This is a genomic window from Coriobacteriaceae bacterium (genome assembly GCA_025757745.1).
Taxonomy (GTDB): domain Bacteria; phylum Actinomycetota; class Coriobacteriia; order Coriobacteriales; family Coriobacteriaceae; genus Collinsella.
Genome location: CP107217.1, coordinates 1,401,208 through 1,424,454, shown reverse-complemented (window position 1 = coordinate 1,424,454; position 23,247 = coordinate 1,401,208). Strand labels below are relative to the sequence as shown.

General features: G+C 54.4%; 20 protein-coding genes and 1 tRNA gene. 10 read left to right on the top strand and 11 right to left on the bottom strand.

What is annotated here, in order from left to right:
- Positions 1-8: 8 nt before the first annotated feature.
- The 6 genes from OGM60_06145 to OGM60_06120 all read left to right on the top strand — a co-directional run bounded on the left by OGM60_06145 (position 9) and on the right by OGM60_06120 (position 8,370).
- Positions 9-1,457 (top strand): sugar nucleotide-binding protein, encoded by a 1,449-nt coding sequence (locus OGM60_06145; GenBank protein ID UYI98477.1) that lies wholly within the window; start codon positions 9-11, stop codon positions 1,455-1,457.
- Positions 1,458-2,095: 638 nt separating this feature from the next.
- A complete protein-coding gene (locus OGM60_06140; GenBank protein UYI98476.1) occupies positions 2,096-2,788 on the top strand; it encodes a glycosyltransferase family 2 protein in 693 nt (230 codons plus the stop codon).
- Between the two features lie 6 nt (positions 2,789-2,794).
- The gene (locus OGM60_06135) at positions 2,795-3,127 is read left to right on the top strand and encodes a DUF2304 domain-containing protein (protein ID UYI98475.1); all 333 of its coding nucleotides are present in this window, start codon (positions 2,795-2,797) and stop codon (positions 3,125-3,127) included.
- Positions 3,128-3,515: 388 nt separating this feature from the next.
- The gene (locus tag OGM60_06130) at positions 3,516-5,306 is read left to right on the top strand and encodes a hypothetical protein (GenBank protein ID UYI98474.1); all 1,791 of its coding nucleotides are present in this window, start codon (positions 3,516-3,518) and stop codon (positions 5,304-5,306) included.
- 149 nt (positions 5,307-5,455) lie between these two features.
- Complete coding sequence (locus OGM60_06125) at positions 5,456-6,466, top strand: hypothetical protein (GenBank protein UYI98473.1); 1,011 nt, start codon at positions 5,456-5,458, stop codon at positions 6,464-6,466.
- Between the two features lie 11 nt (positions 6,467-6,477).
- Entirely contained in the window at positions 6,478-8,370 is a 1,893-nt protein-coding gene (locus OGM60_06120) for a DUF4422 domain-containing protein (protein UYI98472.1), read from the top strand.
- 158 nt (positions 8,371-8,528) lie between these two features.
- Here the strand turns inward: OGM60_06120 and OGM60_06115 are convergent, their stop codons facing one another.
- Together OGM60_06115 and OGM60_06110 are read right to left on the bottom strand one after the other, a co-directional pair.
- Positions 8,529-9,605: a LicD family protein gene (locus OGM60_06115; GenBank protein ID UYI98471.1), complete on the bottom strand. Its 1,077-nt coding sequence runs from the start codon at positions 9,603-9,605 to the stop codon at positions 8,529-8,531.
- Between the two features lie 175 nt (positions 9,606-9,780).
- Positions 9,781-10,716 carry a glycosyltransferase family 2 protein gene (locus OGM60_06110; GenBank protein ID UYI98470.1) on the bottom strand — a complete coding sequence of 312 codons (936 nt, stop codon included), beginning with the start codon at positions 10,714-10,716 and terminating at the stop codon, positions 9,781-9,783.
- A 161-nt stretch (positions 10,717-10,877) separates the two neighbouring features.
- On the opposite strand from OGM60_06110, the gene OGM60_06105 reads away from it, so the two are divergent.
- From OGM60_06105 to OGM60_06090, 4 genes are all read left to right on the top strand, one after another.
- Complete coding sequence (locus OGM60_06105; protein UYI98469.1) at positions 10,878-11,723, top strand: ABC transporter permease; 846 nt, start codon at positions 10,878-10,880, stop codon at positions 11,721-11,723.
- A gap of 12 nt (positions 11,724-11,735) precedes the next feature.
- Complete coding sequence (locus tag OGM60_06100; protein ID UYI98468.1) at positions 11,736-12,503, top strand: ABC transporter ATP-binding protein; 768 nt, start codon at positions 11,736-11,738, stop codon at positions 12,501-12,503.
- Between the two features lie 53 nt (positions 12,504-12,556).
- A tRNA-Arg gene (locus OGM60_06095) sits at positions 12,557-12,630 on the top strand.
- Between the two features lie 52 nt (positions 12,631-12,682).
- The gene (locus OGM60_06090; GenBank protein UYI98467.1) at positions 12,683-13,159 is read left to right on the top strand and encodes an adenylyltransferase/cytidyltransferase family protein; all 477 of its coding nucleotides are present in this window, start codon (positions 12,683-12,685) and stop codon (positions 13,157-13,159) included.
- Between the two features lie 267 nt (positions 13,160-13,426).
- Here OGM60_06090 and glf read toward each other — a convergent pair whose 3' ends face one another.
- The 9 genes from glf to aroF form a co-directional block, all read right to left on the bottom strand.
- A complete protein-coding gene (glf, locus tag OGM60_06085) occupies positions 13,427-14,551 on the bottom strand; it encodes a UDP-galactopyranose mutase (GenBank protein ID UYI98466.1) in 1,125 nt (374 codons plus the stop codon).
- A 78-nt stretch (positions 14,552-14,629) separates the two neighbouring features.
- Complete coding sequence (gene aroQ / locus OGM60_06080) at positions 14,630-15,067, bottom strand: type II 3-dehydroquinate dehydratase (protein UYI98465.1); 438 nt, start codon at positions 15,065-15,067, stop codon at positions 14,630-14,632.
- An 85-nt stretch (positions 15,068-15,152) separates the two neighbouring features.
- Entirely contained in the window at positions 15,153-16,403 is a 1,251-nt protein-coding gene (locus OGM60_06075; protein UYI98464.1) for a hypothetical protein, read from the bottom strand.
- The gene (gene pheA / locus OGM60_06070) at positions 16,404-17,549 is read right to left on the bottom strand and encodes a prephenate dehydratase (GenBank protein ID UYI98463.1); all 1,146 of its coding nucleotides are present in this window, start codon (positions 17,547-17,549) and stop codon (positions 16,404-16,406) included.
- A gap of 43 nt (positions 17,550-17,592) precedes the next feature.
- A complete protein-coding gene (gene aroC, locus OGM60_06065) occupies positions 17,593-18,690 on the bottom strand; it encodes a chorismate synthase (GenBank protein ID UYI98462.1) in 1,098 nt (365 codons plus the stop codon).
- Position 18,691: 1 nt separating this feature from the next.
- Positions 18,692-20,011, bottom strand: a complete 1,320-nt coding sequence (aroA, locus tag OGM60_06060) for a 3-phosphoshikimate 1-carboxyvinyltransferase (GenBank protein ID UYI98461.1) — start codon at positions 20,009-20,011, stop codon at positions 18,692-18,694.
- Positions 20,005-21,111: a 3-dehydroquinate synthase gene (aroB, locus tag OGM60_06055; GenBank protein ID UYI98460.1), complete on the bottom strand. Its 1,107-nt coding sequence runs from the start codon at positions 21,109-21,111 to the stop codon at positions 20,005-20,007. Before aroB ends, aroA begins: the two co-directional genes overlap by 7 nt.
- 36 nt (positions 21,112-21,147) lie before the next feature.
- On the bottom strand, positions 21,148-22,062 hold the full coding sequence (locus OGM60_06050; GenBank protein UYI98459.1) for a prephenate dehydrogenase/arogenate dehydrogenase family protein: 915 nt from the start codon (positions 22,060-22,062) through the stop codon (positions 21,148-21,150).
- Between the two features lie 3 nt (positions 22,063-22,065).
- Complete coding sequence (gene aroF / locus OGM60_06045; GenBank protein UYI98458.1) at positions 22,066-23,091, bottom strand: 3-deoxy-7-phosphoheptulonate synthase; 1,026 nt, start codon at positions 23,089-23,091, stop codon at positions 22,066-22,068.
- Positions 23,092-23,247 lie beyond the last annotated feature (156 nt).

Below are 23,247 nucleotides of genomic sequence, written 5' to 3'. Positions count from 1 at the left end.
GGAGAGACATGGCAGACATCGCATTCGAGAAGGACCTCGCCGTCAACGAGACCGGCATCGGGGGCCTGAAGGTCGTCGACCTCGCCGTCCACGGCGACTCGCGCGGCTGGTTCAAGGAGAACTGGCAGCGCGCCAAGATGACCGCGCTGGGCATCCCCGACCTCAAGGTCGTCCAGAACAATATCTCCTACAACGACAGCCGCGGCGTCACCCGCGGCATCCACGCCGAGCCCTGGGACAAGTTCATCTCCGTGGCGCGCGGCTCGGTCTTCGGCGCCTGGGTCGACCTTCGCGAGGGCAGCGAGACCTTCGGCAAGGTGTTCACCTGCACCCTGGACCCGTCTAGGGCCATCTACGTCCCACGCGGCGTGGGCAACTCCTTCCAGGCGCTCGAGGACGGCACCGCCTACACCTACCTGGTGGACGCCCACTGGTCGCTGGAGCTGAAGAAGACCTACACGTTCGTGAACCTCGCCGACCCCGAGCTCGCCATCGAGTGGCCGATCCCGCTCGACCAGGCCACCGTCTCCGAGGCCGACCTCAACCACCCGATGCTCGCCGACGTCGTCCCCATGGCGCCGAAGCGCACCCTCGTCACCGGCTGCAACGGCCAGCTGGGGCATGCGGTAAGAGAGCTCGCCGAGGAGCGCGGCGTCGCCAAGGACTTCGACTTCTGCGACATCGACACCTTCGACATGTCCGACCCGGAGGCCTATTCCGAATACGACTGGTCGCTCTACGGCACCGTGATCAACTGCGGCGCCTACACCGCCGTGGACAGGGCCGAGACCCCCGAGGGGCGTGTCGCCGCCTGGAAGGCCAACGCGACCGGCCCGGCGCTGCTCGCTCGCACCTGCGCCGGGCACGACATCACCCTGGTCCACGTGTCCAGCGACTACGTCTTCGACGGCACGGCCGAGGTCCATACCGAGGAGGAGCCCCTCAGCCCGCTCTCCGTCTACGGCCAGACCAAGGCTGCCGGCGACATCGCCGTGGCAGGGTGCCCGCGCCACTACATCATGCGCTCCAGCTGGGTCATCGGCGAGGGCCACAACTTCGTGAAGACCATGAAGGGGCTGTCCGACCGCGTCGCCGATCCGGAGGATAAGCTCACGCAGGTCACGGTCGTGGACGACCAACTGGGACGCCTGACCTTCACGCGCGACATGGCGGAGGCCATCTTCCACGTGCTGGGGACGCACGCCCCCTACGGCACCTACGACTGCACCGGCTCCGGCGCCGTCAAGTCCTGGGCGGACATCGCCCGCGCCGTCTTCGAGGCCGCCAACGGCAACGGCGAGAAGGTCGTGCCGGTCAGCACCGCCGACTACTACGCCGGCGCCGCCGGCCCAATCGCACCGCGCCCGGTCCACTCCGCGCTCGACCTGTCCAGACTCGAGTCGGTCGGCTTCCACATGCCCGACTGGGAGGAAGAGCTGGGGGAGTATCTCAAGTAGTGTTAGTTTGACATTTCGATTATCTTGAACTTCTGGTATAGGGATGAGGCCGGCTCGCCCCTATACCAATTTTTATAGTGCGAATTAAATTGATTGTTCAACGATGCGATCTCACCCGATTCTATTCAAGTAATTCATGGCTCTTGTTGTGGTCGGGCATGATATAAACCTTGGTCAAGCCGCTCTAAATGGTTAGTGAACCGAGCTGTGGATATTCATCAGCGTTTATGTTTTCCAGGTTTCTCTGTCTATCACTCTCTTCTGCGTAAAAACAGTTTCTAGCAATCTAACAGATTGTTGCTAATTTTCAATTAGTAGTTCTATTCGCTAATTGAAAATTATCTTCCACTCGAATTATGTTAGTGTGCCAGCGCTTTGCTGTTACGCATGTTCTTTAAACTCGGATGGCCACCCTGTAGCCATCTTTGAGTGCTTGTTCGGAATCTCTTTGATTCTAGCCTGGCATATGTAAGTGAGGCGAAGAGATGATGTCTACTATGCGGGTGTCCGTGTGCATCCTTTCGTCGGTGCAATGCAGCCTCCACCTTTTTATAATTATCGTATGACTTGGTTTCTCATGAGATATATTGAATGGATGTTCAGGTTCTATTGATTTGTCACGAGAGAATGGTGTTCGATTGTCGTCTAAATCGAATGTGCTTATTGCGATTCCTGCATATAATGAAGAGGAGTGCATTGAAAGCACGGTTAATGAGCTCCGTTCGGTTGCTTCAGGGTTTGATTTCATTATTATCAATGATGGTTCACGCGATCGAACGGGTGAGATTTGTGGTTCGTTGAACTGTAAGGTTATTACAATGCCAATTAACTGCGGGCTGACCGTTGGTTTTCAGACTGCGGCTCGATATGCCATCGATCATGGTTACGACTATATGATTCAGTTTGATGCAGATGGGCAACATCGACCGGAATATATAGCTGCTTTAGTTGAGAAAGCCGAAACATCTGGTTCCGATATTGTTATTGGCTCGAGGTTCCTAACTGTTCGCAAAGACAAATCGATGCGTATGATAGGTTCGCGAATGATTACCGTGTTAATCAAGATGTTGACCGGTCGTCGTATCAGTGATCCCACATCAGGTTTTAGGTTATTTAGTAGTTCTGTACTCAAAGAATACTATTACGACAACACTCTCAATCCTGAGCCAGAATCAATCGCGTTGTTTTTAAAGCAGGGGTACCTGGTTTCCGAGGTTCAAGTATCAATGCGTGAGCGCCAAGGTGGCGAAAGCTATTTAAATCCAGTCAAGTCGATTCAGTATATGCTTCGAGTGTTTGCTACGCTGCTAGTAGTTCAATGGTTTAGGTGATAGAAAATGACTCTTACATTGCGGGCGCTGCTGATTTTTTTTGCTGCCCTGGTGTTCTTTTTCGTTATCCGCAAATTGAAGAGGTCCCAGATGCGGGTTCTTGATTCCATGTTCTGGCTTTTATTCAGCTTTAGCTTTGTGATATTTGGCATTTTTCCTGAGATAGCGCTTTTTATTTCTTCTGAACTTGGCTTTGTGTCAGCTTCAAATTTTGTATTTCTTTATGTTATTGCCGTCCTCGTGGTAAGGGACTTTTCGAATTGTCTTCGCCTTTCGAAGCAGGAGGAGCGCATTAATGGCCTGGCCCAGTCAATTGCGCTTGATAGCGATGATTCTTAGTATTGTCTTATTAATAACGAGTGTTTCGTTTTATATTCGGTAAGCCAAACTGTCTTTCTCGTTGACTCTAATCATGAAAACGTGTCGTCTAACGTATGCATTGCTAGGCTGGTAAATTTTTATGTGGATACCTTTCTTTATCTCCTCACTATTTCTCTTGCTTCTCTTAGAGGTTCCAGGTTTTACGCTTTCACGCATGATGCGATTCTGTCGACTTGATTCGATCTTAATCGCACCGTTGTTTTCAATCGCCTTGCTTGAAATAGTGAGTATTGTTATTTCAAAGCTTGGAATATTCGCCACTTGGGTGAACCTGTGTCTTATCTGTTTTATTCTTGCTGCAATATTCTTGTCTTGCAAATTAATCGATTGCTCTCGAAAAGCTGCTATGACAGAGTCCTTTTTTGGTCATTCAAATTGGCTCATTCTGTTTCTGTACTGTGGCGTAGCTTTTGTTGTTGCAACGAAATTTTTTCTACTTCCACTGGACGGGCCATCATCTTTCATTCAAGATTCTGATAACTCATTTCATCTCGCAGTTATTCGATCTTTTTTAGATGTCGGTGATTTTTCGACTTTCAATGTCGGTCTATATCATGATGTGCCGTCTAGCTCTATTCTTTCAATTGCTAACGGCTTTTATCCTGCGGCTTGGCATTTGCTTGCTGCTCTTGTCGCAAGCTTTTCTGGACAGGATGTTGCGTTTGCGGCTAACGTTACTAATTATGTAATGGTGCTTTTCGTTTTTCCGTCAAGCGTGTTGTTGTTTTTAAAAACTGTATTTCGCGATGACCTTGGTGTTGTTATTGCGGGGGCGCTGATTCTGTTCGCATTTAATAGCTTTCCCTGGGGTACTTTAATTTCAGTGTCGGGCCCTTTGTTCCCTAACACTTTGGGCCTCATGTTCGTACCGGCTTGTGCAGCCATATTTATTAATTTCTTCAGTGGATGCACGAAGCAGTTCACCCTGAGTTATGTCTTTGCGTTTTTAGTTGGCGTACTTACGCTTTATTTTTCTCATCCAAATGCAGTATTTACAATGGCTGTCCTTCTTGCGCCTTATGTTGTTTTGCTGTTTTCGAGTTGGTATATTCGAAAGAAACAACATGAGGATTCTGTCGTGTCTCTTTCTGTGAGATTAATCTCCCTCGCGATTCCCTCTTTGTTTATTCTGGTTATTTGGATCGTCTGTTTTATTAATCCAGCTTTAAGTAACACCGTTTCTTTTACTTGGGGTATAACCGCCTCGCATTTACAGGCCATAGTTAATGTTCTGTCGCTTTCTTTTCGACTTCCGGCTGGTAATTATCTTCTTGCTATATTCGTGGCAATTGGTTTCTTTGTCTTGCTTCGGAACAACGAGTGCTCGTGGCTTTGTTTCTCATATCTGATTGCTGCCGCCATTTATATAGTCGGAGCATCATCTTCGGGTTTTATAAAGCACTTTCTTGCGGGTTTTTGGTATACCGATCCGTACCGTTTGGGCGCATGTGCCGGTCTTATGGCAATTCCTTTGGCTGCTGCTGGCCTTGCGACTTTCTTTTCGCTTGCTGTGAAGGTATTTGACAGACTTGGATACGAACTTTGGGCGAAGTTCTTAGCCTGTGCTGTATGTCTTATTTTCATTTGGTGTGCCCTTTATATTAATGATTTTGATTTACCCGGATTTGGACGTGTATACACGGGTTTGGGTGATTATCACACCTGTTCAGTGCTTTCGAATGATTCGAAGCGCGACAACTTGTTTGATCCCAGAGAGCGACTTTTTTGTAAGCGTGTAGCTGAGTTTCTCGAAAATGATGATGGGTTGATATATAACAATGCAGATGACGGCAGCTCTTTCGCATATCCTTTATACGATTTAAACCTTCTTTACCGTCGGTCTGCTGCAGAGATGCTTGGTAATGAGACGAGTGATAACCAAACGCTGAGGTTGCATCTCGACAAGCTTGCTACAAATGGAGATGTTCAACGCGTACTTAAAGAGAATGGTATTAAGTACATTCTTAATTTGGACTATGGTGGTGAGATCAACGACGAGCGTTGCTACTACGGTTACTATACTTGGGACAAATGGCAAGGCATTAATTCGATCAAAGATTCGACTCCGGGGCTCAAGCTTCTTATGTCGGAAGACGATATGCGACTTTATGAGATAGACTATTCTACTTTTAGTTAATTAGTCTTTTCGTTTTAGTCAAAGCAGCCTCTTAATAGTCTTTGAGGCAAAGTTCAGTTTCTATTCATTTTTAGAGCTTCGCGATAAGCCACTCGTCGATAAGCGGGTGGCTTATTATTTTTCATGGTACTGATTTGTAGGAGTAGTGCATGTCTCTTAAAAACACTGTTTATGATGCCATTAACTCAAATAAGTTTGGTAAGGCATTCTTAAAAGCTCGTCGCGATCTTAGGGGCGACGAGGCCGTGCAGGCCATTCAATCCGGAACTCATGACTTTATCGATCGGAGTAAGGGCAGCGACAAGCTCTGCATTATTCTCGCTGGATATAAGCCAACATTATGGGAAGACGTTTTTGGGCGTATAGCGGCATATGTGCCTTCCGATGTTGATGTGTGCGTAATGACCAGCGGGCTTGTGAACGAAGAGCTTAAGCAAATTGCTGCTGATCACGATTGGTCCTATCTGTCGACTTCTGTTAACCATCTTTCTGTTGTTCAGAACATTGCCATTGAATGCCATCCGAAGGCTAAGTGGATTTATAAGCTCGATGAGGATATGTTTCTGACCAAGGGCTTTTTTGAGGCAATGCTTGATACCTACAAGGAGCTTGAGTCAAATACTCTTTACAAGCCAGCGTTTGTCTCTCCTTTAATTAATGTAAGTTGCTATGGGCACCTTCGCTTGCTTGATAAATTGAATCTTCTTGATGATTTCAGGCAAACTGGACTCACGGATATGAAGTATTCTGATGGCTTGCACCACAATCGTCAGGTCATTTCTGACCCTAAGGTTGCTCTTTATATGTGGGGCGAGTCTCAGCCTGTATTGCGCGATATCGATGCGCTTACAGAGCGCTTCTCGATTGAAAATGAAGGTTTCCAGTATTCAATTTGCCCGATTCGCTATAGCATCGGTGCCATTCTGTTCACGCGCGATGCATGGAATGAGTTTGGGCATTTCCCGTTGACCTTTGTCGGAGGTCCATATGGCCTTGGAGATGATGAGGAACATATTTGCAACTATGCATGCTTTACTGGGCGAGTGATGGTTGTAAATGAAAACATTGTTGTGGGCCATCTTGGTTACGGTGGCGCGCAAACAAAGACGATGGTTGAGTACCACGCCAATCATCGCGACCAATTTAAACTTAAGGCGTAGCCGGGGGATATATGTCTAAACCCAACATCAAGATTCTAGTTTCGTGTCATAAGCCCGTCTGCATTCCTTGTTCCGACCTGTATCTACCTGTTCATGTCGGCTCTTTGGGTAAGGAGACTATTCCTGGATGCCAGCGCGATGATTGCGGCGAGAATATCTCCGATCGGAATTTCACTTTTTGTGAAATGAGCGGTCAGTATTGGGCTTGGAAAAACTTAGAGGCAGATTATGTTGGCCAATGCCATTACCGCCGTTTTTTCAATTTTGATGAGAAGAAATATGAGTCGAACGATCATGCTCAGATTGAGGATGACTGTTTGTCTCCACTGTCAATTAAAAAGTATCAGCTAGCAAACGAGTCTTTGATTAGGGACTGTGTCGAGAAGGTCGACCTTGTACGTGCTCCTTATTGGGACGTGAGGGGAGTTCCCACCCCTTGCGGCCCTAAAAAAACTATAAGGGACCATATGTGTGCTTATGGCCTTGTTACTCAAGCCGAGCTAGACCATATGGTTGATATTTGCAAGATTGCTCAGCCTGATTATGTAGACGAGCTTGTCGCATATCTTAACGGTTCCAAGTATCTGGGCTATAACTGCTTCGTGATGAAGAAGACCCTCTTCGATGAACTCTGTGCATTTGAGTTTTCGATTCTTCAGCAGTTTGACTTTGAATACGACTATGAGAACAAGACGACTACTCACAAACGTATTTGTGGCTATTTGGGCGAGATCCTATACAGCGTATTCGTTTCTCATATCTCTAAGAGGGGGATTAAGATCGCTGAGCGTCCGCTTGTTTTCTTTGAAGAGACGCCTGCTCCGATTGACGCTGCTGTAGTCGATAGCCAAACGGTTGATATCGTATGGCGCTATGCGGAATCGACGCCTATTAAATTTTCCGTCGCGCTGGAGAGCTTAATTCGTCAGCTTGACGAGACTCGAAAGTATCGATTGCTTCTAATTCATAATTGTCAGTTTAACTTTGCCAATTGCCTTAACATACTCGAGGCTATTCCGGAGAATCTTGAAATTAGACAAGCAACTTTCCCGGTAGTTGGACCCAACGACCTCTTTGGTTCTATGGATGCCGCTGAAGCGCATATTGTCCTTCCTTTTATGCTTCCTCGCATCATGGATGCCGATTCGACTAGTCATCATCGAGTTCTTTGGGTTGAGGGGTGTGCTTTCTTTAAAAAAGACCCAGCCGTAATTATTGAAGGTTCAGTATATTCACTCGCTGCTATAAAGAGCGTTTTCCTCGAGAAAGAGCTTAATAAGCCCGTTTCGTCTCGTTTGCGCGACTTATATCTTGCTGCTGCAGGTGGCTGGGAGATGAGCGAGGCGTCCGCTCTTATAGTTGATTTGTCTCAGCTTTCTACTATCTGTCCTGAGCCATATGAGTTGTACTGTGCCTGTGCATCTGAGCTGGGCATCGATCCAAGAGGCGATTTGGCTAAAGAGTTTCAAAAGTATCAGTCGCATAAAAAGAAACCGGGCAGCGCTAAAGATGCTTTCTGCTTCCCGCTAAGCGTATTTGCGGTTCGAAGCCTTATGATGCGCAAACTAAATTTCAGCTTTATCCCGAATTCGAGCAGTATGCCCGTGGTGTCCTTTGAAGAAGTTGGCATGTGGGCCAACGAGTGCACGGCAAAGGAGTATAAGGCCTCCGATGAGAGTGGATTGTTGCTCTATTCATCGGATACGACTCCATTCTCTGAACCGGCGAATGCACTTTGTCGTGATTATTGGCGTTTGGCCAGGTGTATGGATGCGTATGAGTCACTTTTAGTTATGCTTGCGGAATACCGACCGCTTGGATTAAAACGGACGTTGTTTCCAGTTGGGACAAGGCGACATAGGGTTATGTTTAAGATGGTTTCCCTGATTCGACGCTTTCGTTAATGGATGTTACTTGTCCGCGTTCTGTTCGTTGAGTTTCTGGTGATTAAGATTGAGCCGCGTTATTGGGTTGTCTAATAGCGCGGCTGTTAACTTCTTGCTGAATTTAATTATGGGGTCGGTATTATTAATTAAATATCGACCCCATTGATAATTGGATCCTATGACTCTTGATCTTCTAGTGCGCGAAGGTTTTCTTTATTGATGTGTTCGCGGTGTGTCGAAATATCTTTCGGCACTCGGTAGATATCTCCATATACGTCTTCGGTGAACTTTCTGAGATTATTCGGTGCCTGGCAGGGAATCTGTTCAAAAGAAATAGTTTGTGTTGGGAATACATCCTGTTTTGAACATGCCCATTGATACTCAGACAAAATGTAGATATTCTCGATACCCCAAAGCATTCCATTGGTTGCCTGCGCATCTATTATTCCTTGATCGATTTCAATCGAGCGGTATTTTGCAAACGTTTCTTCTATTTGGGTTGTAAGCGGATCGGATGCTGGAATGAATTCCTTTTCCTTCCATTCGCTGTAGTAGGGGGCGTCTTTCATCTCAGCTATCATTTTCATTCTTAGTTCTAGCTGTTTTTCAAACGTCTTTTTATCGGCGTTGCCGCTCTCTTCAAATATGAACAAGTCTAAAAAGCAGGGATTATTAATGTCTGCGTACATAAAACGAACTTGCTTACAGAAGTTCCAGACATCGTAAACGATTGAGATTCGATACCGTTCGTCATCGCTGACAATATCGATAAGTCTGTCAATCTCCGATCGCATCATGCCGAGATCGCTATCATCATCCCAAGGAATAAAGCCCTGGTGTCGGATTGCTCCAAGAAGCGTTCCGAATGCAATCCAGTATTGAAGACCGTTGTCTTTACATAATGAGTCAAACTCTCCAAGCAGCTTTGCACATCCGAGCTGCATTGCCCTGAGCCCGCCGTTGGCTTCCGGAAGCGACGCGAAAAAACGCTTCTTTGCGTCTTGCAGATCTTCGTTGTCGTTTCGGTAAAGCTGCCAAAGCATCGTTTCGATTCTCATCGAAACGCCGTCGTTATCACTTTTAAGCCACTCGGCCCTAAAATTCAGGTTGTCGTTAATACCGTTGTCGGCCTGCTCGATCCTCGCATTGATGGATCGGTTGAGTTCATAGAGTTCATTGACATCTGAGCGAAGATCTCTAATTGCTCGCTTTGATGCGGGAAGATGGTCGGCGATGCGTGACAGGATGCCCATTCTGTATCCTTCGTGTTGAGAATAGAGTTCTGTTTAATATAGCCTACGTAGTTCGATGGTTTTGCGACGACTGATTAAATCTGGATGAGTGGAGCCCGGCTCCCACTAAGCGGTGGATAGCATGGTTAAATGCTAAACAAAATATATATATACCGCCCTTTAATTTGTTGCCTCGCTAGTGATTGCATTCTGTTTTGCTATACACCTGCAGTTCCCATTGCTTTTTCTCAACTTTTGCTATTGAGTCGAGGATGAGGCCGGTTGCCAGGCTCAGCCCGCACAGAAACATGAATGAGACCGCGAGCATGGCTGTGGGGAAGCGGGGGACTAAGCCGGTTTGGAAGTACTCCGCAATAATTGGGATTCCGAGAGTGAGACCTATGATGGCAAAGATGAATGCAATAAGACTAAAGAATTTGAGCGGACGATAGTCCTTAAAGAGTGTTCCGATCATTGCGATTACCTTAATGCCGTCGCTAACTGTGTTGAGCTTGGACTCGGAGCCTGCGGGTCTATCGCGATACTCCACCGGCACATCTTTTATGCGCCAGCGGTGGTCGACGGCATGAATGGAGAGCTCGGTTTCGATTTGGAAGCCTTCACTCAAGACGGGGAAGGTCTTTACGAAAGGCTTGCTCATGGCTCGGTAGCCGGTCATGACGTCGTCGAAGCTATAGCCGTAAATCCACTTGATCATGGCGCGAACAAGATTGTTTCCGAACCCGTGAAATGCTCTTTTGTTCTCTTCTGCATAGGTGCCATTAGAGAGACGATCGCCGACGGTCATGTCTGCCTCGCCATTAAGGATGGGCTCACAGAGCGATTTGGCGGCTTCGGCGGGGTACGTGTCGTCTCCATCAACCATCAAGTAGCACTCGGCGTCGATATCGCGAAACATTTGGCGGCAGACGTTGCCTTTGCCCTGCCTTGGTTCATGTCGCACTGTGGCCCCGTGCTGCTTGGCTATCTGTGCCGTATTGTCGGCGGAATTGTTGTCGTAAACGTATACTGTTGCGTCTGGCAATTCGCGGTGAAAATCATCGACAACTTTGCCGATCGTTAATGCTTCGTTGTAGCAAGGGATAATGACGGCGATATTCGAATAGTCCATATAGGACCTCCTTTAATGACTCAACTGGTCGAAAGTATAACCATCACCTATCCCTTTGATTAGATATGGGTTAGTTCTCCAGATTTGTTGCGGTGAGTTATCGTCTACGCGGGAGGGCTATACTTTCCACTGTTATGTTTTGCGAGACAAGGAGATGGTCCGTGGCTGACAATCTTGAGAGTCAGAAAGCGGTGGCTAAACCGGCCTCTCACGCTAAAAATGATTATGAGAAGGACAAATTTATCCTCAGGCAGTTGGTTACCAAGGATTTTAAGATTAAGTATCGTCGCAGCGTTTTGGGCGTAGCTTGGTCCGTGCTTAATCCTTTGTTGATGATGATTGTCATGTCGATCGTGTTTTCGACTATCTTTGCCCAAGGTCGTAATGGCTCCATCACGCCTGAGATGTATCCACTTTATTTGATCGTCGGTAACGTGACGTTTTCCGTCATGTCCGAGTCGACGAACCAAGCGCTTATGTCCATCATTTGGGCTTCCTCACTGCTAAAGAAGGTCAAGGTGCATCGCTGGGTATTCCCGGTGCAGAAGGTGTTGTTCTCGCTTGTTAACTTCGCTTTCTCTCTGGTTGCCGTCGCTTTGGTCATGCTCTGGTTCCATGTAGTTCCTACTTGGCATTTAATCCTGTTGCCGGTTTGCCTCCTTTTGCTCATGTGCTTTTGTATGGGTTTGGGCTTGATGCTTTCGGCGTTGGCGGTCTTCTTCCGCGATGTTATGCATCTGTGGAGTGTTGTCATTACTGCTTGGATGTATTTGACGCCGATTTTCTGGACGACCGACTTCATTGGCAAGATGGCTCACTGGATTCAGGTCCTGGTGGTTGTGAATCCCATGTACAACTATCTACAGTTTATGCGCGATATCTTCCTGTTTAATACCATGCCTTCTGCACTTACGTTTGGTCTGTGCGTTGCTTGGGCTGTTTTTGCTCTTGCCATTGGCTATACCGTGTTCCACAAAACCGAGCACAAGTTCATTCTCTACATCTAAGGAGTGCTGTTTATGACTGTATCTGCTATTGATTACAGCAAGCAGCCCCTTGCTGTTGAGGTCAAAGACGTCACCATGATCTTTAACATGGCGTCTGAGTCGCTTACAAACCTTAAGGAGTACTTTATTAAGCTTGCTAAGCACGAGCTGTTCTTTGAGGAGTTCCGTGCGCTTAAGCACATTTCGTTTGACGTGCATCGCGGCGAGGTTGTTGGCCTTGTTGGTACTAACGGTTCCGGTAAGTCTACGATGCTCAAGATTATCGCTGGCGTTTTAGAGCCGAGCGAGGGTGAGGTCAAGGTCCACGGCAATATTGCGCCGTTGATTGAGCTTGGCGCCGGCTTTGACCCCGAGCTTACCGCGCGTGAGAACATCTACCTTAACGGTGCGCTACTTGGTTACACCAAAGAGTTTATCGATGCTAGTTTTGACGAGATTATTGAATTCGCTGAGCTCAAAGACTTCGTTGATATGCCTCTGAAGAACTTTTCTTCGGGTATGGTTGCGCGTATCGCCTTTGCCATCGCCACGATTACCGAGCCCGATATCCTTATCGTCGATGAGACGCTTTCTGTTGGCGATGTCTTTTTCCAGCAGAAGTGTGAGCGTCGCATTCAGCACTTTATTGAGAGCGGCGACGTCACAGTTCTGTTCGTTTCTCACTCCATGGAGCAGGTTGAGCGCATTTGCCAGCGTGCCGTATGGATCGAGAAGGGCGACCTGCGCATGGATGGCCCCGTGGATGAGGTCTGCAAGGCGTACCACGACCAGTTCAAGTAGGCTATAATTTATTAGCCGCGTGAACTTGCACTTGCTTGGATACGCGACTTTATGCTCCATTAGCTCAGTTGGATAGAGCAGGGGACTTCTAATCCCAAGGTCGACGGTTCGAATCCGCCATGGAGCACCTCGTATTTACCGAGCCGTCAATGTGGCGGCTCTTCTTTTTGGAGCGGCTGATGGGCGCACTTTCCTCTGTTCGGATTGAAGCAAACCCCGATTTGTTTGAAACTGGTTTAGTCGGTGCGGAGGGTCATCATTCCTTAAAACGAGTGCTTACCTATGGAACATTCGACCTACTGCATTATGGACACATTCGTCTCCTTCAGCAGGCTTCCAAGCTTGGCGATTATTTAATCGTAGGGTTGTCAACTGATGAATTTAATGCACTCAAAGGAAAGACCAGCTTTTACTCCTATGAAGTTCGGCGCGAGATGCTTGAGGCTCTACGCTATGTTGACTTGGTCATTCCCGAAAATGATTGGAATCAGAAGACGCGCGACGTCGAAATATACCATGCCGATATTGTTTGTATGGGAGGGGATTGGGCTGGCGACCCTCGTTTCGAATCGCTAAAAGATATCTGCGATGTTGTCTACTTGAACCGAACCCCCGGAATCTCTACAACAGAAGTAAAAAGCAGGCTTGCTCAGTAGGACCAATCCCGTGCATCATCAGTCCGTCTGCAAGGCAAAGCAGCGCCGCAATTCTTGTATTTAAGACTCTGAATTCAGGCTTGGCATATATTGAATCTTGGTATTGTCTAAACAGGGCCGCAAGACATGGGGATGACTTGCGGCCCTGTTTTCTTGAAAATAAGTAGCGCACTTTGATTGCTTCACAAAATTAGCCCGGCACAGCGATTGCTGTACCGGGCTTACTGCTTTTGCAATTAAGGCTGTCTGCTTTGGCCTGCTGCGCCCCTACGCCTCCGTGGGCTCCACGCCAAGCTCGTTGCGGACGAGCTCGAAGGCCGCGGCGATGGCCTTGTCCATGTCGTAGTACTTGTAGCCGCCCAGGCGACCGGCAAAGATCACGTCGCCCTCCTGCGCCGCCAGCTCCTCGTACTGCTTGTACAGGGCCTCGTTCTTGGCGTCGTTGATGGGGTAGTAGGGCTCGTCGCCGGGCTTCCAGTCCGCCGGGTACTCGCGCGTGATGACGGTCTTGTCCTGCGTGCCGAACTCAAAGTGCTTGTGCTCGATAATGCGGGTATAGGGGATCTCGCGCTCGGTATAGTTGACCACGGCCACGCCCTGGTGGTCCTGCTCGTCGAGCGTCTCGGTCTCAAAGCGCAGGCTGCGGTACTCCAGCGTGCCCAGCTTAAAGTCGTAGAACGCGTCGATGGGGCCGCAGTAGATCGTCTTGGCGGCGATATCGGGCTCGGCGGCGATCAGCTCCTTGTACTCCACGCCGCAGCGCACCTCGACGCCCTCGAGCATGTTGGCGACCATCTTGGTGTAGCCGCCCATGGGGATGCCCTGGTAGCGGTCGTTGAAGTAGTTGTTGTCGTAGGTAAAGCGGCAGGGGAGGCGCTTGATGATGCTCGCGGGCAGGTCCTTGCAATCACGGCCCCACTGCTTCTCGGTGTAGCCCTTCACGAGCGTCTCGAAGATGTCGCGGCCGACGAGCGACAGCGCCTGCTCCTCAAGGTTCTGCGGCTCGCCGATGTTCTCGGCGGCCACCTGCTCGGCGATCTTGGCCTTGGCGTCTGCCGGCGTGACGACGCCCGGCCACATCTTGGCGAAGGTGTTCATGTTGAAGGGCATGTTGTACATGTTGCCGTGGAAGTTGGCGACCGGCGAGTTGACGTAGTTGTTGAACTCGGCGAAGCGGTTGACGTAGTTCCAGACGTCCTTCATGGAGGTGTGGAAGATATGTGCGCCGTAGCGGTGGACCTGGATGCCCTCGACGTCCTCGGTGTAGACGTTGCCGGCGATGTGGTCGCGGCGGTCGATGACCAGGACCGACTTGCCGGCGCGCTTGGCGGCATTGGCAAAGACGGCGCCCGAAAGGCCGGCACCGACGACAAGGTAATCGTACTGGGACATGGATATGCTCCTTTGTATGTCAATCGAACAGTTACAAATGATTCAGGGCAAACGTCACCGGCTCATTTGTCTCAAAGATTAGTGTAGCAGACGTTCCCTCAGCAGCTCCAGCGCATGCGCGTAGCCCTGCAGGCCCTCGCCGGTGATGGTGGCAAAGCACGCTAGGCGTGCATAGCTTACCTGGCGGAAGTCCTCTCGCTTCTCGACGGCGCTGAGGTGGACCTCGACGGCGGGGATGGCGACGGCTTTGAGGGCGTCGAGGATCGCCACGCTGGTGTGTGTGTAAGCTGCCGGGTTGATAACGATGCCGTCGACCTTTCCGTAGGCCTCCTGAATCTTGTCGACGATGCTGCCCTCGTGGTTGGACTGGAAGACCTCGACCTCGTCAAAACCCTGTGCAGCGCCTGCCTCCTGGCAGATCTGGACCAGGCGGTCGTAGTTGTCGCTGCCGTAGATGCCCGGCTCACGAATGCCGAGCATGTTGAGGTTGGGACCGTTGATGACGAGTGCTTTCATGGTTGCTTCCTTTGCGGTTGGTCGGGCGGTGAGGCGGAACGAAAAACCACCACAAAGGTGCCTGTCCCCTTTGTGGTGGTTTTTGTTAGAGAGCGGGTGGGAGGGTGTCGAGGACGGCGCGGGCGGTGTTGGCGGCGCAGTCGCGCGAGTCGATGATGTGGTCGGCCCAGGCGCGGTAGCGCGGCATGCGCTGCTCGGCGAGCTTTTCGATGCCATCGCGGGCAGTGATGGGGCGTCCCTTATGAGCGAGTTCGTCGAGCTTGCGGTTAAGCATCACGATTTGGCTGTTCTGGTGCAGCAGCGGATAGTTTTCATCGCGCGTGACCACGCCGCCGCCGGTGGAGAGCACCAGGCCACTGCGCTTGGAGATGTCGGCTAGCGCCGCCGTCTCCTGCTCGCGGAAGGCCGCCTCGCCGCGCTCGACGATAAAGTCGGCGCAGGGCATGCCCAGGCGCTCCTCGAGGGCGCGATCGAGGTCGATGTGCTCGCGGTCCGTGAGCTGGGCGATCTGCTCGCCCACGCGGGTCTTGCCCGAACCTGGCATGCCAATCAGGGCGATGTTCTGCTCGCGGTGAGACAGGCGCTCCGTTACGTCCAGGATGCGCTCGCGCGGGGTGGCTTTGCCGGTGTAGCGCTCAACAGCCCGTGCTGCTTGTGCCACAAGCATGAGCAGGCCGCCGATGCAGGGGATGCCGCGGCCCTCGGCCTCGAGCATCAGACCCGTGCGGGCGGGGTTGTAGACAATGTCGATGACGCCCTCGAGCGCATCGAGGCCTTCGAGCGTGCAGGGAGCGTCGGGGCAGTGGGGGAACATGCCGGCAGGCGTGCAGTTGACGAGCAGCGCGGCATCGGATTGCTGCGCGATGTTGTCGTAATTGACCTCGCTCGTGCGACCCACGGGTACGACGATGGCGCCCAGATCGCCGAGCACCATGCTGGCAGTGGTACCTGCGCCACCGGTGGCGCCGAGCACAAGGACCTTCTTGTCGGCAACTTCAACGCCCAGCTCCTCGACCAGACACTGAAAACCAAAGTAGTCGGTGTTGTCGCCGCGCAGGCGGCCATCGGGCAGGCGCGTGATGGTGTTGACGTTGCCCATGCGCTCGGCCAGCGGGCTCAGCTCGTCCAGGTATTCCATGACGGCACGCTTGTAGGGGATGGTCACGTTGGTGCCTTCCCATTCATCGCCCGTCATAAAAGCCTCGAGATCCTCGGGCTCGCGCTCAAAACGCACGTACTCGAGCCCAGCGAGCTCTTTGTAGATGGTCGGGGTGTAGCTGTGGCCCAGCACGCGGCCCAGTACGCCGTAGGGGCGGGTTGCGGCGGTATCGGTCATCTAGAGCACCTCCGTATAGCTGCCAAAGTAGGTGAAGCTCTCGCACACGTCGTCGATTGAGTCGAGCAAGTCGTCGAGGGCCTTGCTGCCAAAGGGGCAGTCCAGGTCAAAGTAGAACATAAACTCAAAGTCGTGCCCGGGGATGGGGCGGCTCTCGAGCTTGATGAGGTTGATGTTGAGGGCGTAGAAGCGCTCGAGTACGCGATAAAGCGCGCCCGGCTCATTGGCCGTGGTGATCATGAGCGAGGTACGGTTGGCACCGGGATAGACGCGCGGTTCGCGACTGATGACGACGAAGCGCGTGTAGTTGTTGTCCGAGTCCTGGATGTTGGGCTCCAGCACCTCGAGGCCATACAGCTCGGCACAGCTGCGCGAGGCGATGGCGGCGACATCGGTGCGCTCGGAGTTGGCGACCATCTCGGCCGACATAGCGGTGTTGGGGTACTTGGTGGCATGCAGTCCGTGGCCCTCGATAAAGCCGGCGCACTGGGCAATGGCTTGGCCGTGGCTGTAGACCTCGCGAACGTCCTGGAGTTTGGTGCCGGGTTTGACGAGTAAGTTGTGATCGATTTTAAGGCGCAACGAGCGCACGATGTGGAAGTCGAACTGTGCAAGCAGGTCGTAGACGGCGTTGACCGATCCGGCAGTTGAGTTTTCGATGGGCAGCACGCCAAACTCGCAAAAGCCGTCGCGTACGGCGCGCATAACGCCCTCAAAGGTCTCAAAGAAGGCGATATCGGGCACGTCGAAGAGCTTGCATGCGGCGATCTGGCTGTAGGCGCCTTCGACGCCCTGGCAGGCGACGGTGGCCGTCTGGGGGAAGGGTGTGTCAAAGGCTGCGGCCGTGGCATGGGCCTTTTGCGACACCGTGATGCCCTTGAGCTCGTTGATGTAGCGCTGCTGCTCGGCCTTGCTCATGCTCATGAGGAGGCGGAACAGGGCGATGGTCTGGGCCTCGTAGCGCTCGGGTGCGCGGCTGGCGAGGTTGTTGAGTTTGGAGCGCTCGCGGGCGGGGTCAAAGACGGCCTTGCCCATCTTGATCTTTGATTTGGCGACCTCGGTGGCAATATCCATGCGCTCGACAAAGCTGTTGAGGAGCGTGGTGTCGATGTCATCGATGGCCTGGCGGATGTCAGCAAGGTCCATGGAGGCCCCTTTCACGTGTCGGGGGATGTTGAGGGGTGGGTAGTTAGCGCTGGGCTGCGTCCTCGAGGAGGGCGTCCCAGATGGCGAGGGCGGCGGCTGCTTCGGCTACGGGGACGGCTCGGGGGACGATGCAGGGATCGTGGCGGCCGTGGACCGAGAGCTCGGTGTTTTCCATGGCGTCCATGTCCACGGTCTGCTGCTCGCGACCGATGGAGGGCGTCGGCTTCACGGCCATACGCCACATGACGGGTGCGCCGGTGGAGATGCCGCCCAGGATGCCGCCGGCGTTGTTGGACTCGACCGCAATCTCGCCGGTCTCGGCATCAATACGATACGGATCGTTGTTCTCGCTGCCGCGCATGGCGGCCACGGCAAAGCCCATGCCAAACTCCACGCCCTTCACGGCGGGAATGCCAAACGCGATCTGCGCGATGCGGTTCTCGATGCCGTCGAACATGGGGTCGCCGATGCCCGCGGGAAGCCCGTAGATGCCGCACTCCACGATGCCGCCGATGCTGTCGAGCTCGTCGCGCGCGGCCAGGATTTCCTCGCGCATGCGACCGGCAGCGGCGGCGTCAATGCACGGCAGGTCGTTCGTAAGAATCGCCTTGCGGTCGGCCTCGCGATAGACCATGTCGTCCATGGGCAGATCGGAGATGCCACCGATCTGCGCCACGTGCGCCATCACGTTAATGCCGCGGGCCTCGAGCGCCTGCAGCGCGATGCCGCCCGCGATGCACAAGGGGGCTGTCAGGCGGCCGGAGAAGTGTCCGCCTCCGGCGACGTCGTGCATGTTGTGGTACTTCACGCGCGCCGGAAAATCTGCGTGCCCGGGACGGGGCTTGCGGCGCAGCTCGGAATAGTCCTTGGAGCGCGTGTTGGTGTTTTCGATAATTGCTGCGATGGGTGCGCCAGTGGTGTGTCCGTCGACCACACCGGCTATGATATGCGCGGCGTCGGCCTCACGGCGCTTGGTTGCGGTCTCGTCGCGGCCGGGGGCGCGACGGTCCAAAAAGGCCTGCAGCGTCTCCTGGTCCACAGCGATGCCCGCGGGGACACCGTCGAGCGAGCAGCCGATAGCAGGGGAGTGCGATTGGCCGAAGATGCTTAAGTGCAAAACGTTGCCAAAGGTCGAGGACATGCTATTCCTCCTCGAGCGTGACCTTGCCGCCCAGCAGGCGGTAGTGGTCGAAGAAATCGGGATAGGACTTGTTGACGGCCTCGGCGCCGTGGATCACGACCTCGCCGGTGGCACGGCTCGCGGCGATGGCGGCCATCATGGCGATGCGGTGGTCGTTGTGCGAATCGACCTCGGCGCCGGTAAAGGCATCGACGCCCTTGATGATGAGGTCGTCGCCGGCAATGCGTATCTGCGCGCCCAGTGCGGTGAGCTCGCGGGTGGTAGTGGCCAGACGGTCGGATTCCTTGATGCGCAGGCGGGCGCAATCGCGGATGAACGTGCGGCCTTGCGCCAACGATGCCACGGCAGAGATAACGGGCACCAGGTCCGGAATGTCGTGCGCGCTCATTTCAAAGCCGGCGAGCTTGTCGGACTGGACGGTGGCGGCGTTGGTGGAGCGCACGATGCGAGCGCCAAAGCGCGAAAGCGCGGCAAGCACGTTGCGGTCGCCCTGTGCAGAGCTCAGCGACACGCCTTCCACGGTGATGGGGTCGGAGCCGATAGCGCCGGCGCACAGCCAAAAGGCCGCATTGGACCAATCGCCTTCGACGGCCACGCTGCCGGGCGTGCGGTACGAGCCGCTGCTCACACGGAAGTTCGTGATCTCGGGCTGGCCGTCCTTGGCGGGGATGCGCTCGACGTTGACCTCGACGCCGAAGGCCTTCATGGCCTGGATGGTCAGATTGATGTAGGGGCGGCTCTCGATAAGGCCGGTCACCTGCACGCAGGAGGACTGGGCCAGAAGTGGGGCTGCCAGCAGCAGGCCGGAGATGTACTGCGAGCTCACGTTGCCCGGCAGGATAAAGGTGCCCGGGCGCATGCGGCCGCTTGTCTTGAGCGGAAAGCCGCCCAGACCCTGCAGGTCGCAGCCGGCGGCAATGATCTCGTCGGAGAGCGGGGAGAGGGGGCGTGCGCCCAGACGGCCCTGGCCCACAAAGGTTGCCTCTGCCCCCAGCGCGCAGGCGACGGGCAGCATAAAGCGGAGCGTGGAGCCGCTCTCGCCGCAGTCGAGCGTGCCGCCGGCAAGTGCCTTGAGCAGGCCAAACTCAATACTCTTCATAGTGGGATGGACCTGGAAGCCATCCTCGACGGTCTCGATGCGGGCGCCCAGCGCCGTGAGGCAGCGCACCGTGGCCTCGATATCGGCACAGGTCGTGTTGCAGGTCACGTGCGTCTCGCCGTTGGCAAGTGCGGCGCAGATGATGAGGCGGTGCGCCATCGACTTGGACGCGATGGCGGGAACGGTGCCCTTGAGCGGGGAGGGGGTGATGCGGGCTAACATGCTGATGCGTCTCCCTTCTGGCCGAGGCCCTCGGCAATTAAATCATGGAGGGTTGAAAGCGGCGTGCGGTCGATGCTGCAGCGGCCAATGCCGTGCGGAATCACCAGATCGATGGTGTCGCCGGCGCGTTTTTTGTCGTGCAGCGCCTCGGCAAAGATGGCGTCGGCCGAAAGCTCACAGCGAGTCTTGAGGCCATGACGGGCGCAGAGCTCTTCGATGCGGCCGGGAAGTTCGGCGTTACAAATGCCGTGCAGGGCCGCGGCACGCGTGATGATGCCCATGCCGATCGACACGCAGTTGCCGTGTCCCAGCTCAAAGTGCTCGCAGGCCTCGACGGCGTGTCCGGCGCTGTGTCCAAAGTTGAGGAGCTTGCGCTGGTTGGTCTCGCGTTCGTCGGCAACGACCACGGCGCGCTTAATGTCGATATTGCGGGCGATTATGAGCGCCACGCGGGCCACGTCCTGGTTGAGCAGCTCCAGCGTGAGTGGGGTTTTCTCCAGTTCGGCGAAAAGCTCCGGATCGGCAATCACGGCGTGCTTGACGACTTCGCCGCAGCCGTCGGCGAACTGCTCGGGCGTGAGGGTGGCAAGGCATCCCACGTCGGCGATAACCACGCTCGGCTGCCAAAAGGCTCCGGCGAGATTTTTGCCGGCAGCCAGGTCGATGGCCGTCTTGCCGCCCACCGACGAGTCCACCATAGCGAGCAGACTCGTGGGGATCTGCACAAACTTGCAGCCGCGCATGTAGGTGGCGGCCACAAAGCCGGCCACGTCGCCCACGACGCCGCCGCCGAGCGCCACGATCACGTCGGAGCGCGAAAGCTCGTGCTCGGCTACAAACTCAAGAATGGCAACGTAGGTCTCGGCGCGCTTGTGTACCTCGCCGGCCTCGAAGGTGCAAATGCTTACCTCATAGCCTGACGCCTCCAGGCTCTGCTTAACGGGCATCTGGTAGAGCGGGCCCACGTTGGTGTCCGTCACGATGACGGCGCGGGTGCCTCCGGCGGTGGCGCGAACGAGTGGCCCTGCCTGCTCCAGCAAAAACGTGCCCACGTGTACCTGGTAGGGGCGTGCGGTGTCGATATCGATGGTAATCGCCATAAGCTATGGTCCTTTCGACCTGGCGTGATAGGTGGTCTAGTGGGCGCTCTCGTCGTCGAGTGCGCGCTTGATGCGATCGCCCTCGGCAAGGAGATTCTCAAGATAACGCTGGTCGCGGTTCTTGAGCGCACGGCTGTAGGCGCCGAGCGAATCGATCAGATGGTCGATCTCGAAGGCGAGAGCGTCGGCGTCGTCAATCATGAGCTCGGACCACATCTGCGGGTTGAGGTGTGCCACGCGCGTGAGGTCGCGGTAGCTACCGGCTGAAAAGCCGTGGTGGACCTGGGCGGTGGGGCTCTTTACGTAGGCGTTGGACACCACGTGTGCGAGCTGGCTCGTAAAGGCGATCACGCGGTCGTGTTCGGCGGCGGTGGTCACGCTGAACTTGCCAAACCCCAAGGGACGCACCATCTCGCGCACCTGGCCCAAGAGCTCCAGCTTAAGGGCATCGTCTACCGCGGGCGGAACGAGCACGAGCGGCGCGCCCTGGAACAGGTCGGCGCGGGAGTGCGCGTAGCCCGAGAACTGGGTGCCCGCCATGGGGTGTGCGCCCACAAAGTAAAAGCCGTGCTCTCGTGCGAGTTCAAAGGCCCGCTCACACACAATGCCCTTGACGCCCACGGTGTCGATCACCACGGGACCCATGATGGCATCGGTGTCGGTGGCGTCGGCGAGCGCCTGGGCGTGCGTCTCGAGCCACTCGATGCATGCCTCGGGATAGCAGGCAAGGACGATGATGTCGCACTCGCCGAGCGTCTCGTCGTTGAGCTCGCCGGCGACGGTACCCATGCTGGCGGCCGTCATCACGTCATCGTCGGGGTCCCAGGCAAGCACGCGAACGCCCGCCTGCGCATAGCCGCGGGCAAAGCTGCCGCCGATGAGGCCCAGGCCCACGATGCCGGCGCACTTGGGGCCTCCCTGGTTGACGCGTGCGTTTCTCACCGTACCCATGGGCTACTCCTGAACGGTCTCTTGACAGACGACCTCGCGGATGGCGCGGATGCGGCGCATGGTGTCGTCGAACTGGTCGGGGGTGAGGGCTTGAGCACCGTCGGACCAAGCGTGGCTCGGGTCGTCGTGGACCTCGATCTCCAGACCGTTGGCGCCGCAGGCAGTCGCGGCGAGCGCCATGGGCTCGACATAGCGGGTGTAGCCGGTGGCGTGGCTGGGGTCGGCGACGACGGGCAGGTGCGATAGGTGGTGCAGCACCGGCACGGCGTTGAGGTCGAAGGTGTTGCGGGTGCGGGTCTCGAAGGTGCGAATGCCGCGCTCGCACAGGATGACGTTGTCGTTGCCCTCGCTCATGATGTACTCGGCAGCCATGAGCAACTCGTCGACGGTGCCGGACATGCCGCGCTTGAGCAGGACCGGGGTCTTGGTCTTGCCGACCTCCTTGAGCAGGGGGAAGTTCTGCGCGTTGCGGGCGCCGATCTGCATGACGTCGATCTTCTTATCCAAGAAGACCTGCACGTCGCGCGGGTCCATGATCTCGGTGACGATCGGCATGTCGAGCTCGGCGGATGCCTCGCATAGCAGGTCCAGGCCGGCGGGACCCATGCCCTGGTAGGCGTAAGGGGAGGTGCGGGGCTTGTAGGCGCCACCGCGCAGCATCGTGGCGCCGGCGGCCTTTACGCGGCGTGCGATGCGAATGAGGTTTTCGCCCTCGACGGAGCAGGGTCCGGCGATGACCTGGAACTGGTCGCCGCCGATCTTGACGCCGTGGCCGCAGTCGATGACGGAGTCCTCAGGGTGGAACTTGCGGTTGGCACGCTTAAAGGGCTCGGAGACGCGCTGCACGCGCTCGACGACATCCATGGACTCGAGCAAGAACGGGTCGATCTTGGTCGTATCGCCCACCAGGCCGATGATGGTCTCGTTCTCGCCGCGCGAGACGTCGGTCTTGAGACCCTTCTTCTCAATCCAGCTGACGATATGGCCGACGGCCTCGTCGCTGGCGCTCTGCTTTAAAATCGCAATCATGGTGTGCCTCTCACCTCGATGGATAGCTCTTGCAAAAACGGCCCGCATCGCGAGCCGTTATATATGTGCATGAGAGTTTATACTAATTGTTTCACTTTTGCGTTCTAAGGTGAGCCTCTGCGCCGTGTCTCCCACGTAATTGCAAAGCTTTTTCTA